Raw genomic sequence first — 15317 nt, 5'->3', positions numbered from 1 at the left:
CCGCATCGCCTCAGACATCCTGCCCGCAGGCGCGGCAGAAGCGGCGTACGGTCTCGGCCATGCCATATTGCAGCGCATCGGCCGTCAGGCCGTGGCCGATAGACACCTCGGCAAGGCGCGGTATGCGGGCAACGAGCGGCGGCAGGTTGGCGACCGTCAGGTCGTGACCGGCATTGACGCCGAGGCCGAGATCGAAGGCGATATCCGCGGTCTCGCCGAGCGTTTTCAGAATGCGCTCGCCCTCCGCGGGATTGTCATAGCAACCACCATAGGGGCCGGTATAGAGCTCGATCCTGTCGGCGCCGACCTCCCTTGCAATGGTCAGTGCCTCGCGGTCAGGATCGCCATCGGCGAAGACCGAGACGCGAAGGCCAAGCTTCTTCAGGCGGCCGATGATATTGCCCAGCAGATTGTGGCTCTTGCGGAAGTCCCAGCCATGGTCGGAAGTCGCCTGTGACGGATCATCGGGCACCAGCGTCACCTGCTCGGGGCGATGCTCCTCCACGAGCCGCATGAAGTTTTCTTCGGGGAAACCCTCAATATTGAATTCCGCGCCCGCAGCCGCGTCGTCGATCAACGCACGGAGCGTTGCGAGATCGCTGAAACGTACATGCCGCTGGTCAGGCCGGGGATGCACCGTCAGTCCGCTCGCGCCTGCCTCGAGCGCGATCCGGCCGAGATCGGTGACGCTCGGCCAGGGCAGGTCCCGGCGGTTGCGCAGCATGGCGATTGCGTTCAGATTGACCGACAGTTTTGCAGGCATAGCGACATGGTCTCCCTTTCAAAAGAAAGGTCTAGCCGGTTGTTTCCACAAGAGCAATCACCCGCAACGCGCTCGTTGGCGGTGCTTGCGACTCATCTGTATACAGTGCGCGCAGCCCCCTTGCCGCACCTTGGGAATCACCGGTAAAGTACCCCTGAAATTTTAGGGCATGCTTAAGCGCCCGACGGAACGGGAAGGACGTCGCAACAACGATGGTCTCCTTTATGGCGACACGATGAGCGGGATCGAAAGGCCGGCGTGCGAGCGCGTTCGGCTGGCCCTTTCGGCCATCATCGCCAGCGAGACGTTCGCCCGCTCGGAGCGCCTCCGCTCGTTCCTCGCCTACATCGTCGAAATGGATCTGTCCGGCAAGGCAAGTCACCTCAAGGGTTACAGCATTGGCGTCGATGTTTTCGGGCGCCCGCACGGCTTCGATGCGGGGAGCGACCCCTTGGTGCGCGTACAGGCTGGAAAGCTGCGCAAGCTTCTGGAGCAGTATTACAACACGGAAGGTGCGCCCGATCCCATCCGCATTCGCGTGCCGCTCGGCAGCTACGTTCCGGAATACAGTTTCGTCGGCATGAGCGCATCGGTAAAAGCGATCCGCGACATCGAGACACACCGGCCCCGCTCCGTGCCCGACACGCCCTCGCGCTCCTGGCTTCCAGCGCCCGTCTCATCTCACCTGGCGCTCTTCTCCTTGCTCCCGCTCTTTTTTCTCGCTCCATCAGTCTATGAGGGCGCGACCAATGCGGCGATCGGCAAGGCCCAGTTCGCGCTGTCAGCCCAGAATCGGTTTCCCAGCCAGACTTTGGCCCTGCCGCGCCTACGCATTCTCCGCTGCTGGCCGGCCGGAAGTGAATGTCACGTTCTTGCCGACGCCATCGAAAAGGCAGCGGGCTATCACAGGACCGTACGTGTCGCCGGATCGCGTGAGAACGAACCCGTTGCTTTGTCCTATGCCATCCGCATCGAAACGCAGCCGGATGGAAACGGCGTCTATATCCGCCTTTTCCACGAAAGCTCGGGCGTGGCGGTCGATACGCGGCATTTTTCTCGCGACCAATTGGGAAGTGCCGAGGCCGTCGCCTACGAGGCGGTGAACTTCACAGCGCGCGCCCTTTCCGTGAACGGTCCGCTCTATCGCCATGCCGCACGCACCGGCATTGCCAGCAGCCTCATGGAGTGCCTGATCCACCGGACCTCCCGGCTCTCGTCGAGCGCGTCTTTGCGCGCAAAATCGACGGCGTGCAGCACGACGCCGCCGAGCACGCTCGCCGAGATCGCGCCGCCGAACGACGCGCCCTCCTCGCAGTGAAGGCGCTGCCGCTTTCCCGTGCAGCTGGTCACGAAACATACATCCCTAGATGTAGCGATAGGCATTCGCACGCGGTGCAGCTATTTTTGTATAACGAGCGCGTCGATAGGATTCCGCCCTGCCTTCCCTTGCAGGGACCACGGTCGGAATTGCTGTCGCAATCATGCCCCGGCAACGGCAATGCACATACCACCCGGATGACGGGACGCCACACGACACTATGCGCCATCGCGACCGCCGGCTTTTCCGAAAGCAGGCCGCACTGGCAACAGGGGGTAATCTATGACCACTCTTCTTTCATGTGGAAGGCTATCATGATGGCCGGGGCGCCGAAGAAAGCCGAAGCACGGGACGGCGAACGCAAATCCATCCGTTTTCTGCCGGTAATGCCGCTGCCGGACAACCTGCCGGAGGGCCGCCTTGCCATCGCCGACATGGCAAATGCCTTCGGCGTGACCCACCGAACCCTGCACTTCTACGAGGAAAAAGGCCTGCTGACCGCCACACGCGTCGGTCCCATGCGCGTCTATGGTCAGGGCGAGATCCACCAGATGGCGGTGGTCAATACCTGCCGCGAAACCGGCATGCCGGTCGCCGTGATCCAGGAGCTTCTAGAGCAGCTTTCCGCCGCCCAGACACAGGACGAGGCAGACTTCGTCTTCCAGTCGGCGATGCTTGCGCGCAAACGCGAACTGGCCGCCCAGCAATCGACGATCCGCCGGCAGATGCAGCAGATCAACGAACTGCTCGACTTCACCTCCGCGCCGGAAATCGAAGTCAACGACAATGCCCCGCCAGCTCATCTCACGTCCGTGGAACTGCGTTGCTTGGAACTGATGGCGGAAGGCTATCCGACCAGCCGGATCGCCCGCGCGCTGGACATGGAGCCAGGTGAGGTGCAGGTCATGGAGAAGACCATCATCGGCAAATTCAACGGCAACAACCGCTTCCAGGCGATCGCCAAGGCCGTCATGCTCGGGATCGTCGGCCACTGAGGCCGACGAGCGAAGATCCTATCGAACGATCGTCAGCGTTTCAGCGGCACGCGTGATGGCGGTATAGAGCCACCGCTCGCGCGTATCGCGAAACGCGAAGCTTTCATCGAACAACACGACATTGTTCCACTGCGAACCCTGCGCCTTGTGCACGGTCAGCGCATAGCCGAAATCGAATTCGTCATAACGCTTGCGCGTCGACCACGGGATTTCCTCGTCGAGATTCTCGAAGGCCGCCTTCAGAAGCTTGATCTTGGCCGCGCCGCGATCCATGTCGTCGTCTTCGGGCCGGATCATCAGGTTGATGCCCGGCTTCACCGTCTCCTTGGACGAACTCATCACCTGCCAGAGCGAGCCGTTCAGCAGCCCCTTTGCCGGATCGTTGCGCAGGCACACAAGCTTGTCCCCCGACTGCGGATAGTCCGTGGTGAAGCCCTTCAGCTCGCGGAGCCGCTGGTTGTAGCGGCGGCGCGTGCGGTTGGTGCCGACGAGAACCTGATCGGCATCCAGCACAAGCGACTGGTCGACTTCGTTGCGGCCGATGACGCGGGCCGCGCCATAATCGCCGTAATCGATGTCGCTGCCTTCCCGCACCTGCATGGCAAGCTGGATGATCGGGTTGTCGCGTGCCTGACGATGGATGTCCGTCAGAAGGTAATCCGGCTCCTGATTGGTGAAGTAGCCGCCACCGCTCACCGGCGGCAACTGACCGGGATCGCCAAGTACAAGGATCGGCGTGCCGAAGCTCATGAGGTCGCGGCCAAGCGCCTCGTCGACCATGGAGCACTCATCCACCACGACCAGCGCGGCCTTGGCGACGGGGCTCTGGCGGTTGATGGAGAACATGGGCGAGATCGAGGTCTTGCCGGTCTCCTCGTCGGACACCTCTTCCTCGCCGCGCGGGCGATAGATCAGCGAGTGGATCGTCTTCGCATTGGAGGCGCCCTTGGAACGCAGCACCTGCGCTGCCTTGCCGGTGAAAGCCGCAAACAGCACCTCTCCATCGACATTCTCGGCGAAATGGCGTGCGAGCGTCGTCTTGCCGGTGCCGGCATAGCCGAAGAGCCGGAACAAGGGCTCGCGCCCGTCCTTTAGCCACCGCGAAACGGCCTTCAGCGCTTCATCTTGTTGGGGTGCGAATTCCATGGCGGGACTTGGCAGGATTCGCGGCGGCGAAGCAAGGGGCACGCCGATGAGTTCACAAGCAGGTATAAAATACCCCTCCCCATATTTCGCCCTGTCTTCGCCGGAGATCACGCGGTATGGAAGGCCGATGTTCCCGGAGCCGCCACGTGCCTTCCCGAAACCAGAAAGAAGTCGCTCTCAGACAGACCGGTATCGGCCGATTGCCACCCTGGCTGCAATGGGGCTTCGTCGCTGGCCTTTCCGTGCTGACCACGGTGCCGCTCGAAATTGCCGGCCTGCCGGCTGCCCTGCTGATCGGCCCGATGCTGGCCGGCATAGCTGTCGCGCTCGCCGGCAGCACGATCCGCCTGCCCCGCCTCTTCTTCTTTTTTGTGCAGGTCGTGCTGGCGCTGATGATCGCGTCCATCGTTTCGAAGGATTTCGTCGGCACCTTCCTCGATAACTGGCTGCTGATCCTGCTCGTGGTGACGTCGGTCATCGGCATGAGCACGCTGTCCGGCTGGCTGATCACCCGCACCGGCATCCTTCCCGGCACGACGGCGATCTGGGGCTCCTCGGCCGGCGCGGCTTCCACCATGATGATAATGGCGGAGGCCTATGGCGCGGACGCCCGCCTCGTGGCCTTCATGCAATATCTGCGCGTCGTTTTCGTCGCGAGCTTTGCGACGCTCGTCGCCCATTTCGGCGGCCATGACGGCGCCTCCGTGCCGCCGCATGCCTGGTTTACGCCCGTCCCGATGCTGCCGCTCGCAGCAATGCTGGCGATCGGCGTCGTCGCGGGCCTGATTGGTCAGAGACTGCGCGTTCCCGCCGGTGCTTTCCTCGTACCCTTCGCGCTGGCGTCGGTGCTGAATTCCTCGGGCACCGTCACCATCGAGCTGCCGGACTGGCTCCTCGTCATCGCATTTACCCTGCTTGGCTGGAACATCGGCCTCGGCTTCAGCCGCGCAATTCTCATGCACGCCCGCCGCGCGCTGGTGCCCACGATACTGTCGATCCTCGCGCTGATCGGATTTTCCGGCCTGCTTGCGGGATCGCTGATCTATCTGCTCGGCATCGATCCGCTGACGGCCTATCTGGCAACCAGCCCGGGCGGTCTTGACTCGATCGCCGTCATCGCCGCGTCCAGCAATGTAGACATAGCCTTCGTGATGACCCTCCAGACGGCGCGTCTCATCCTCGTGACCATCATCGGCCCCTGGCTCGCGCGGTTCGTGGCGGACCGCGCCTAACCGGCGTTTTCCAGCAGAATGGGCATGCCGTGCGGCGTCGCCTCGGCAGCGCGCGCCCAGCGGTCGGACAGAACGGACTGCTCCGCCTCGCTCACCACGCCACGCTCCGACAGGAGCGACGACAGGGCCGCAACCCAGCAATCGAAATAGTCGGCGCCGTCAACCGCACGGCCAGGCCGATGCACTTCGCGCGACAACGCCTCGGCCCATTGCGCCCAGGTGAAAACACACTGTTCATGCAGGCGAACCGTCATGGCAAAGGCCTGCGCCTGCCAGGGCTCGGCAAAGACCGGCTCGCCTTCGGTCGAAACCGGCAGGCCGGGCGAATCGGCAAGCGTCTCACACCGGCTCAAGATAGCTCTCCCAGGCATCGATGGAGACCGAGAGGCCGTCTGCCGCATCCTCGCCCCAGATCTCGCCGCCGTCAAAGACGACGGTATATACCCATTCAGGATTTTCGCCTCGACCATGTGCATTGTCGTCGGGGAAGACGAAGGAACCCTGCAGGGCCTCGACCACGCCGACCTTGCCACGGGCATAGCGCGGCAGGCGGGTATGCGTCGTCGGATTGAAATTGCGGGTGCGAACGCGTGCGCCGGCGGCAAAGCGGGGCTTTGTCGCCAGTGGCCGATCGCAAGGGCCGCCTTTGGCGAGAACCGCGGGCACCATGTCCGCCGTCAGAACACGCTTCGGTGCAGCGCCCTTCTCCAGCATGTGCCCCGTCGACAATTCCTCCGCACTGACAAAGCCGTGACGCGCAAGCAGCGTCTCCAGGGCGCGAATCCAGATTTCGTAGTAGCTCGCCGAAAGGTAGGTCGCGGGCGGGATGTTCTCACGCGCGTGACGGCTCTCGTCGATGGTCCAGGCGCCGAACGCACCGCAGGAGAGTGTCACGCCCAGCGCCCGCTTTTCCCAATCGCCGTGGAAATAAGGTTCGTTCGGCTCCGGCGCGACCGGGCCGAAGCCATGCTGGCCGCCGAGATCGTGCGGTCCGTTCATGCCCTGGCCTCCGGTTCCAGCGCCAGCCCCGTGCCGATCATGGCGTCACGCGTCACGAGATCGGCGAGCGCCTCCTGGTCCAGCCCATCCGTTCCGTCCGGCCGCTCGGGCACGACGAGATAGCGCAGCTCCGCCGTCGAATCCCAGACGCGGATCTTCTTGCCCCCGGGCAAGGTCACGCCGAACTCCGCCAGCACGCCGCGCGGGTCGATCACCGCACGCGACCGGTAGGCGGGCGCCTTGTACCAGACGGGCGGTAGGCCGAGAACCGACCACGGATAACAGGAGCAAAGCGTGCAGACGACGAGGTTGTGCGTCTCTCCATCGTTGAAGACCGCCCGCATATGTTCGCCCTGCCGGCCGGTGTAACCGAGGCTGGCGATGGCCGCGGTCGCATCGCGCTTCAGCCAGTCCGCGAAATCCGGCTCCGCCCAGGCTTTCGCCACGACGCGCGCGCCATTGCGCGGACCGATGTTCGTTTCATAGGTCTCGACGATCGCATCGATGGCCTTGGGATCGATCAGCCCCTTCTGCGTCAAAATGGTCTCGAGCGCGCGAACGCGGGCTTCCATCGGCGAGAAATGGTTGTCGTGATGGTGGTGATGGTCGTCGTGATCGTGCGACACGGCAGTTCCTCCGCTTCGAGGCCCACTTCTAGCGCATTTATCGCAGCATCGGCCAGAGGCTCGCCACGAGCAGAAGCGCCATGGAAATGTTGAACCACTTCAGCCGAACGGGATGGGACAGCCATTGCCGCAGCGCCGAGCCGAAACCGGCCCAGGTGGAAACGCTCGGGAAATTCACTAGCGCAAAGGCGACGCCGACGATCAGGACGCTCGTCGTATAGTTCGCCGCATCGGTATAGGTAGCCATCGCGGAAACGGCCATCACCCACGCCTTGGGGTTTACCCATTGAAAGGCGGCCGCCTCCAAGAGGCTCATGGGCCGCGCGCCGGCCTTGCCTTCGCCAAGCGTGCGCGACGTCGCGATCTTGAAGGCGATCCACAGCAGATAGGCCCCGCCTGCAAACTTCAGCACCGTATAGACGAGCGGCACCGTCTCCAGCAGCGCGCCGAGCCCGAAGCCGACGGCAAGCAGTAGCGAGAGAAAGCCCAGGCCAATGCCGCACATATGCGGAATCGTACGCACGAAGCCGAAGTTCACGCCCGACGCGAAGAGCATCATGTTGTTCGGCCCCGGCGTGATGGACGTGGTAAAAGCGAAGACGAGAAGCGCGAGAAAGATTTCGACCTGCATGGCAGAACTCTGGGCATCCGGATTGTTTTTTTCAGATTGATAGTCCATCTCCTTGCAACGACCAGCCAATTCTTGTCATGCATACAATTGCACGCGGTACGGCAGATGGAGCGCGAAATGAAAGCGGAACTACCGGCAGTGACCCTTCCCGGCGGACGACAGGTGCCCGCCCTCGGCCTCGGGACATGGCACATGGGTGAAAGCCGGGCATCGGCGGCGCAAGAAGCGGCAAGCCTGCGCGCCGGGCTCGATCTTGGCATGACGGTCATCGACACGGCGGAAATGTATGCCGATGGCGGCGCCGAAACGGTTGTCGGCGAGGCCATCCGGGGCCGGCGCGACGAAGTGTTCCTCGTCAGCAAGGTCCTGCCACACAATGCCAGCCGCGCTGGCACGATCGCGGCCTGCGAGGCCAGCCTTGAGCGGCTCGGGACCGACCATATCGACCTCTACCTGCTGCACTGGCGCGGGCGGTATCCGCTCGCCGACACTGTCGAAGCCTTCGAACGCCTGAGGGCAGACGGCAAGATCGGCGCCTGGGGCGTTTCGAACTTCGACGAATCGGACATGAAGGAATTGCTCGGCGTCGCTGAACCCGCGCGCCCGATGGCAAACCAGGTGCTCTACAACCTCGCCCGCCGCGGCATAGAGTATGATCTGCTGCGCTGGAGCCAGGTGCAGGGCATCCCCGTCATGGCCTATTCGCCGCTGGACGAGGGCCGTCTGCTCGGGCATCCGGTGCTGGAAGAAATCGGCCGCATTCACAATGCCGGCAGCGCGCAGATCGCGCTCGCCTTCCTGCTCACCAAGGCCGGCGTGATCGCCATTCCGAAATCCGGCTCACCGGAGCGCGTGCGCGAGAATTTCAAGGCATCGGAGATCCGTCTTACATCAGAAGACCTGCGCCTGCTCGACGAGGCTTTTCCGCCACCGACGCGCAAGCGGCCGCTGGAGATGATCTGAAACGAAAAAGGCTTTCCGTTCGACCGGAAAGCCTTTTCATTTTTCGACGTTCTCCCGCGCTCGCCTAAGCGAAGCGCGGCGGCGATTACATGCCCTGGGAGCCACGGTTCATCGCGGCAATGCCCGTGCGGCACACTTCGATGAGGCCGAGCGGCTTCATGACGGCCACGAACTGGTCGACCTTGGACGACTTGCCGGTGATCTCCAGGATGAAGTGATCGACGGTGGCGTCGACGACCTTGGCGTGGAAGGCATCGGCGAGGCGCAGCGTTTCGGCCCGCATTTCGCCGGAGCCGCCGACCTTCACCAGCGCGACTTCACGCTCGATTGGCCGTTCCTGGCCCATGGCCTTGGCCCGCACGGTCAGATCGACCACGCGGTGAACCGGCACGATGCGCTCGAGCTGCGACTTGATCTGCTCCAGCACGCCGGGCGTGCCGCGCGTCACGATGGTGATGCGCGACAGATGCGCCTCGTGCTCGGTCTCGGAAACCGTCAGGCTCTCGATGTTGTAGCCGCGGCCCGAAAACAGGCCGATGACGCGCGCAAGCACGCCCGGCTCGTTGTCGACCAGGACGGAGAGCGTGTGGCTCTCCGCGACCTGCGTCTCGGCGGCGATGAAGTAAGCGGAACCGGTGGGCTGTAGGTGTGCGTTCATGGAATCTACCTCTTCATCAAACGAGCTGGCGGCCCTTGGCGTCAATCGCGTTGGCAACCGCCTCGTCCGTGGCTTCATCGGGCAACAGCATTTCGTTATGCGCCTTGCCCGACGGGATCATCGGGAAGCAGTTGGCGAGGTTTGCGACGCGGCAATCGAAGATGACCGGACGCTTGACGTCGATCATTTCCTGGATGGCCGCATCCAGATCACCGGGCTTGTCGCAGGCAATGCCCACGCCGCCATAGGCTTCCGCCAGCTTGACGAAATCGGGCATCGCCTCCGTATAGGAGTTCGACAGACGGTTGCCGTGCAGCAGCTGCTGCCACTGGCGTACCATGCCCATGTACTGGTTGTTCAGGATGAAGATCTTGACGGGCAGGTTATACTGAACCGCACAGCTCATCTCCTGAATGCACATCTGGATGGAGGCATCGCCGGCGATGTCGATGACGAGGCTGTCACGGTGCGCGACCTGCACGCCGATCGCCGCCGGGAAGCCGTAGCCCATCGTGCCGAGGCCGCCCGAGGTCATCCAGCGGTTGGGCTGCTCGAAGCCGTAGAACTGCGCAGCCCACATCTGGTGCTGACCGACTTCCGTCGTGATGTAGGTGTCGCGATCCTTGGTCAGCTCGTAGAGACGCTGGATGGCATATTGCGGCATGATCACGTCGTCGCTCGCCTTGTAGGCAAACGAGTTGCGGGCACGCCACTTGGCAATCGACGTCCACCAGTCCGCCTGGATGGCCTTGTCATACGTCTTCGAACCGGCGCGCCATTGGCGGACCATGTCCTCCAGGACGGCGCCGACGTCGCCCAGGATCGGTACATCGACACGAACGTTCTTGTTGATCGAGGACGGGTCGATGTCGATATGGATCTTCTTCGAATTCGGCGAGAACGCGTTGAGGCGGCCGGTGATGCGGTCGTCGAAACGCGCGCCGATGCAGACCATGACATCGCAATCATGCATCGCCATGTTCGCCTCGTAGGAGCCGTGCATGCCGAGCATGCCCAGCCAGTTCTTGCCCGATGCCGGATAGGCGCCCAGGCCCATCAGCGTCGACGTGATCGGGAAGCCAGTGATCTCGACCAGTTCGCGCAGCAGGCGCGAGGCTTCCGGACCGGAATTCACCACGCCGCCGCCGGAATAGATGACGGGACGGCGGGCCCCCTTCATCAGGCTGATCGCCGCCTCGATGGCGCGCGCGTCGCCGGAGGTCTTCGGCTGGTAGCTCTTCTGGATGGGCGCTGCGGATGGCGGCGTGTAGATGCCGGTCGCAAACTGCACATCCTTCGGGATATCGACGACGACAGGGCCCGGGCGGCCGGACTGCGCGATGCGGAAGGCCTCATGGATGATGCGGGCGAGATCGTTGACGTCCTTGACCAGCCAGTTGTGCTTGGTGCAGGGGCGCGTGATGCCGACCGTGTCGCATTCCTGGAAGGCATCGGATCCGATGAGCGTGGTCGGAACCTGGCCGGTGAGGCAGACGAGCGGGATCGAATCCATCAGCGCATCCTGCAACGGCGTGACGGCATTGGTCGCGCCGGGACCGGAGGTGACGAGCATGACGCCGACCTTGCCAGTGGAGCGGGCATAGCCTTCGGCCATGTGGCCGGCACCCTGCTCGTGACGCACGAGGATATGCTCGATGTCGTCCTGCTGGAAGATCTCGTCATAGATCGGCAGGACAGCACCGCCCGGATAGCCGAAGATATGTTCAACGCCGTTGTCTTTCAGGGCCTGCAAGACAATTTCGGCGCCCGTCATCTGATTTTCTGTTCCGCTCATCGGATGTTTCCGTCCGTTTCTTTCGTATTGTCGGGGTGCTTATAGAATTTTCGGGCATAAAAAAAGGCCCCTGGAGGAGCCTGCTTACCGCGCATGGGTGCTTTCGCCGGATGGTTACACCATCCTGCCCATGCGCCTTCCCACCACAAGAATGATCGTCGTGAAGTTATTCATGGTGCGGAGTGTTAACGGCAAATCGAATGCACGTCAACGCCTTTCCGCCCACTCGACTGCCACGATCAGGAACAACGGCGCCGCCAAAGCCATTGAAACCGGCCACAACCGGAAACGGGTTATTAAGCCGGATTCCCTAAAGTAAGAGATCGGAGGCAAGGAGCGCCGGATTTGCTGAACAACGATTTTCAGATGTCGATCACCGCCGGCGAACAGGAACGCCGGGATGAGATGGCCGCCGGAAACCGGATGCTGGGCCGTGTCGTTGCTTGCAGCGGGTCGCGCGCCACCATCTGCGCCACAGCCGAAGGCGGAGAAACCTCCCTTACGGAACTGTGGGCTGTCGGCCGCCTTGTCTCGATCTCCGTCGGGCGCAACCGTATCGTCGCACTCGTCTATTCGATGGCCACCAACCAGCAGGGCTGGATCGAAAACCAGGACACGACGTTCCATGTCGAAGTCGAGTTGATGGGCGAGGTGCGCGTCAGCGCCGACGGTCGCGAGGACTTTTCAGCCGGCATCAGCGAATATCCTTATCTCGGGGCCATCGCCCACAGGATTCGAGCCTCGGATCTGGCGAAAGTCTACGATACCGGCAAGGACGATGTCTGCACCATCGGCAAGCTCACGCAGGACGAGCAGATCGACGCCACCATCCATGTGCCATCCATGCTGGAGAAACACTTCGCCATCGTCGGAACGACGGGCGTCGGCAAGTCCACCGCCGTCACCCTCCTGCTTCACAAGGCGATCCAAGCCGATCCGCAGCTGCGCGTTCTCATTCTAGACCCGCACAACGAATTCGCCTCTGCCTTCGGCGATCTCGCCATGGTCATCGATACGGATACGCTCGACCTGCCCTTCTGGCTGTTCCGCCTGGAGGAATTCGCGGAGGTGATCTTCCGCGGCCGACCGCCTGTGCCGGAGGAGATGGACATCCTGCGCGACCTGATCCCGGAGGCCAAGCGTGCTTTCCGCGGCTCGCCCGAAAGCGGCCTGATGCGCCGCACAAGCGAAAAAAGCTCCATCACCGCCGATACGCCGGTGCCCTTCCGCGTGGCCGACCTTCTGGCGCTGGTCGACGAACGGATCGGCCGTCTCGAGGGACGGGCGGAAAAGCCGCATTTGCGCTCGCTCAAGAGCAAGATCATGTCGGCGATCAACGATCCGCGCTACCACTTCATGTTCTCCTCGAACACGATCACCGACACCATCCTCGACACCATCGCCCGGATTTTCCGCATTCCCGGCGAAGGCCAGCCTGTAACGACCTTCCAGCTCGCCGGTATCCCTTCGGAAGTGGTGAACTCGGTGGCGTCGGTGCTTTGCCGCATGGCCTTCGAAATCGGCCTGTGGAGCCATGGCGGCGTGCACATGCTCGTGGTCTGCGAGGAAGCGCACCGCTACGTGCCCGCCGATCCCAATCTTGGCTTCACGCCGACGCGCCAGGCCATTGCCCGCATCGCCAAGGAAGGCCGCAAGTACGGCGTATCGCTCGGCATCATCACGCAGCGGCCCGGTGAACTCGATCCGACGATCCTCTCCCAGTGCTCGACGATCTTCGCAATGCGGCTTGCCAACGATCGCGACCAGGACATCATCCGCTCCGCAATCCCGAATTCGTCCTCGTCCACGACCAGCTTCATCTCCTCGATCGGCAATGGTGAGGCCATCGCCTTCGGCGAGGCGGTGGCGGTGCCCATGCGCATGCGCTTCGCCCGTGTCGACCTGAACCGTCTGCCCAAGGCCAACGGCGCCGGCAACAGGCATACGGACGAAACGCCGCAAAGCGTCGATCTTCGCTCCATCGTCGCGCGCATGCGGTCGGTTGCAGGCCCCGACATTTCCGGCTTCCAGTCATCCTATCTCGCGGCGCGCGATACGGGCGCCGCCACAACAAGCGGATACGAGGACGCGCCTTACGAGGACGAGGAAGACTACATCGATACGCTGCAAGCCGAGGCGCGTCAGGCGCCACAGCCCGCTGCGCACGAGCCCTACCGGCCCGACATGCTGCCCGGCGCCAGCAGCGCATACCAGCCGCCGGCGAACGAGCGCTTCGATTCCATTCGCCGCGAGCTCGCGCCAGAACCCCGTCGCCCGGAGGCCGATCCCTACCGCCAGCCGCCCCGCCCTGCCTTCGGCGAGCAGCAGGAACCGCGCCGCGAAGGCTCCATTCGCGAGCAGTTGCTGAAAAAACCGCTCAGCAGCCTGATCAGGCGCTAGGATCGATGCGCTGCCAGCTCTCGTCGAGCTGGTTGCGGAACCAGGTCATCTGACGCTTCGCATATTGCCGTGTCGCGGCAGCGCCGCGCTCGATGACATCGGCCTCGCTCATCTCGCCCGCCAGCATGGCCGCGATCTGCGGCACGCCGATCGCCTTCATGACGGGCATAGCGGGCGAAAGATCGAGCGCCAGCAAGGCTTTTACCTCCTCCACCGCACCGGTCTTCAGCATGTCGCCGAAGCGCCGGTTGATGCGAGTGGCAAGGACCGCGCGATCCGGCAGGACGACGATCTTTCGCGCGCGCGCCGAATCGATCACCGCAGGCCCTGTTCCCGCCTGGAATGCTGAGATCGGGCGCCCTGTCGCTTCCAGCATCTCCAGCGCCCGAACGATGCGCTGGCCATCGCCTGGCATCAGACGGGCAGCCGTTTCAGGGTCATGCACGGCGAGCACCCCATGCAGCGCCTCGGGGCCTTCCGCCGCAAGCCGCGCGCGCATTCGCTTACGCACATCATCCGGAATTTCAGGCATATCCGACAAGCCGCCGGTCAGCGCGCGAAAATAAAGCCCGGTACCGCCGACAAAGACCGGCAGCATGTTCCGTTCACGCAGTTCACCGACAAGAGCGGTCGCCTCACGCAGCCATTCGCCCGTCGAATAGGCGCCCGCGGCCGGCACATGCCCGTAAAGCCTGTGCTCCACGCTGTTCATATCCTTCGGCTGCGGCCGCGCCGTGAGGATGCTCAGCGTGTCATAGACCTGCATGCTGTCGGCATTGATCACGACCCCGCCATGCTCGGCGGCAAGGCGGACGGCAAGCGCGGACTTGCCGCTCGCCGTCGGGCCCGTTATCAGGATCGCGTCCTGCATTCGATCAAGGTTTCTCATCATGGCTTTCGTTGCCACGCTTGTCGCCAATCCGTCAAATCCTGTTCTGACGCCATCGCTTGCCGAGAAGGCCGCGGATGCCGTCAAGGCATCCGGTCTCTACTGGCTTGCAGACGGCATCGCCTGCGATATCGCGTTGCGCGACGACGGCGACATCGAGGCAGCGCGCGAGGCGCTTCGCACCGCCATCGGCGATGCGCCGGTAGACCTCGCCGTGCAGGAAGCGGAAACGCGGCGAAAGAAGCTGCTGATCGCAGACATGGATTCAACCATGATCGGCCAGGAATGCATCGACGAGCTGGCAGCCGAAGTCGGATTGAAGGACAAGGTCGCGACCATCACCGCCCGCGCCATGAACGGCGAAATCGCCTTCGAGCCCGCGCTGCGGGAGCGCGTCGCCCTGCTCAAGGGCCTGCCGGTCTCCGTGATCGACGAGGTGATCGAAAAGCGCATCACGCTGACGCCGGGTGGGCGCGAGCTGATCGCAACCATGAAGGCGAAGGGTTACTATACCGCCCTGGTCTCGGGCGGTTTTACCGTCTTCACCAGCCGCATCGCCGCCACGCTGGGCTTCCACGAAAACCGCGCCAACATTCTCCTCGACGCAGACGGCAGGCTGACGGGCGAAGTCGCCGAACCGATCCTCGGCAAGCAGGCGAAGGTCGACGCGCTAACCGAAATCGCCGCCCGCATCGGCATCTCCCCTGAAGAAGCCATGGCCGTGGGAGATGGCGCTAATGATCTCGGCATGCTGCACCTTTCCGGCGCCGGTGTCGCGCTGCACGCCAAGCCCGCCGTTGCGGCCGAAGCGAAGATCCGCATCGACCACGGCGACCTCACGGCGCTGCTCTACTTGCAGGGCTACCGCAAGAGCGACTTCGTCACCGCATAGATAAGCCGCT

The 15317-nt window shown here is 63.2% G+C and carries 15 protein-coding genes; 6 read left to right on the top strand and 9 right to left on the bottom strand.

Annotation, left to right across the window (positions count from 1 at the left end):
- Positions 1-10: 10 nt before the first annotated feature.
- A complete protein-coding gene (locus MNR02_RS06290; protein WP_241948480.1) occupies positions 11-763 on the bottom strand; it encodes a pyridoxine 5'-phosphate synthase in 753 nt (250 codons plus the stop codon).
- 235 nt (positions 764-998) lie between these two features.
- On the opposite strand from MNR02_RS06290, the gene MNR02_RS06285 reads away from it, so the two are divergent.
- Positions 999-2081 carry a hypothetical protein gene (locus MNR02_RS06285; RefSeq protein WP_241948479.1) on the top strand — a complete coding sequence of 361 codons (1083 nt, stop codon included), beginning with the start codon at positions 999-1001 and terminating at the stop codon, positions 2079-2081.
- A 317-nt stretch (positions 2082-2398) separates the two neighbouring features.
- Positions 2399-3076 (top strand): MerR family transcriptional regulator, encoded by a 678-nt coding sequence (locus tag MNR02_RS22950; protein ID WP_371746735.1) that lies wholly within the window; start codon positions 2399-2401, stop codon positions 3074-3076.
- 18 nt (positions 3077-3094) lie between these two features.
- On the opposite strand, the gene MNR02_RS06275 is transcribed toward MNR02_RS22950, so the two are convergent.
- Positions 3095-4222 (bottom strand): ATP-dependent RecD-like DNA helicase, encoded by a 1128-nt coding sequence (locus MNR02_RS06275; protein ID WP_241948477.1) that lies wholly within the window; start codon positions 4220-4222, stop codon positions 3095-3097.
- A gap of 116 nt (positions 4223-4338) precedes the next feature.
- On the opposite strand from MNR02_RS06275, the gene MNR02_RS06270 reads away from it, so the two are divergent.
- Entirely contained in the window at positions 4339-5454 is a 1116-nt protein-coding gene (locus tag MNR02_RS06270; protein WP_371746721.1) for an AbrB family transcriptional regulator, read from the top strand.
- Here the strand turns inward: MNR02_RS06270 and MNR02_RS06265 are convergent.
- From MNR02_RS06265 to MNR02_RS06250, 4 genes are all read right to left on the bottom strand, one after another.
- Entirely contained in the window at positions 5451-5807 is a 357-nt protein-coding gene (locus MNR02_RS06265; RefSeq protein WP_241948475.1) for a nitrile hydratase accessory protein, read from the bottom strand. The genes MNR02_RS06270 and MNR02_RS06265 overlap by 4 nt on opposite strands.
- On the bottom strand, positions 5794-6453 hold the full coding sequence (nthB, locus tag MNR02_RS06260; protein ID WP_241948474.1) for a nitrile hydratase subunit beta: 660 nt from the start codon (positions 6451-6453) through the stop codon (positions 5794-5796). The genes MNR02_RS06265 and nthB overlap by 14 nt, the downstream gene beginning before the upstream one ends.
- Complete coding sequence (gene nthA, locus MNR02_RS06255) at positions 6450-7025, bottom strand: nitrile hydratase subunit alpha (RefSeq protein WP_241948834.1); 576 nt, start codon at positions 7023-7025, stop codon at positions 6450-6452. The genes nthB and nthA overlap by 4 nt, the downstream gene beginning before the upstream one ends.
- A gap of 91 nt (positions 7026-7116) precedes the next feature.
- Positions 7117-7710, bottom strand: a complete 594-nt coding sequence (locus MNR02_RS06250) for a LysE family translocator (protein ID WP_241948473.1) — start codon at positions 7708-7710, stop codon at positions 7117-7119.
- 117 nt (positions 7711-7827) lie between these two features.
- On the opposite strand from MNR02_RS06250, the gene MNR02_RS06245 reads away from it, so the two are divergent.
- The gene (locus tag MNR02_RS06245) at positions 7828-8673 is read left to right on the top strand and encodes an aldo/keto reductase (protein WP_241598573.1); all 846 of its coding nucleotides are present in this window, start codon (positions 7828-7830) and stop codon (positions 8671-8673) included.
- Positions 8674-8758: 85 nt separating this feature from the next.
- Here the strand turns inward: MNR02_RS06245 and ilvN are convergent, their stop codons facing one another.
- Together ilvN and MNR02_RS06235 are read right to left on the bottom strand one after the other, a co-directional pair.
- On the bottom strand, positions 8759-9331 hold the full coding sequence (gene ilvN / locus MNR02_RS06240) for an acetolactate synthase small subunit (protein ID WP_134649507.1): 573 nt from the start codon (positions 9329-9331) through the stop codon (positions 8759-8761).
- A gap of 16 nt (positions 9332-9347) precedes the next feature.
- A complete protein-coding gene (locus MNR02_RS06235; protein WP_241948472.1) occupies positions 9348-11126 on the bottom strand; it encodes an acetolactate synthase 3 large subunit in 1779 nt (592 codons plus the stop codon).
- A gap of 366 nt (positions 11127-11492) precedes the next feature.
- On the opposite strand from MNR02_RS06235, the gene MNR02_RS06230 reads away from it, so the two are divergent.
- Complete coding sequence (locus MNR02_RS06230; RefSeq protein WP_241948833.1) at positions 11493-13526, top strand: ATP-binding protein; 2034 nt, start codon at positions 11493-11495, stop codon at positions 13524-13526.
- Here MNR02_RS06230 and miaA read toward each other — a convergent pair.
- The gene (gene miaA, locus MNR02_RS06225; RefSeq protein ID WP_241948471.1) at positions 13516-14418 is read right to left on the bottom strand and encodes a tRNA (adenosine(37)-N6)-dimethylallyltransferase MiaA; all 903 of its coding nucleotides are present in this window, start codon (positions 14416-14418) and stop codon (positions 13516-13518) included. The genes MNR02_RS06230 and miaA overlap by 11 nt on opposite strands.
- On the opposite strand from miaA, the gene serB reads away from it, so the two are divergent.
- Positions 14417-15307 carry a phosphoserine phosphatase SerB gene (serB, locus tag MNR02_RS06220; protein WP_241948470.1) on the top strand — a complete coding sequence of 297 codons (891 nt, stop codon included), beginning with the start codon at positions 14417-14419 and terminating at the stop codon, positions 15305-15307. The genes miaA and serB overlap by 2 nt on opposite strands.
- The last annotated feature ends 10 nt before the right edge of the window (positions 15308-15317 follow it).

Source organism: Shinella sp. H4-D48 (assembly GCF_022637395.1).
Classification (GTDB): Bacteria; Pseudomonadota; Alphaproteobacteria; order Rhizobiales; family Rhizobiaceae; genus Shinella; species Shinella sedimenti.
Note: the sequence above shows the minus strand (reverse complement) of the source record. Positions and strands in the feature narration are given on the sequence as shown.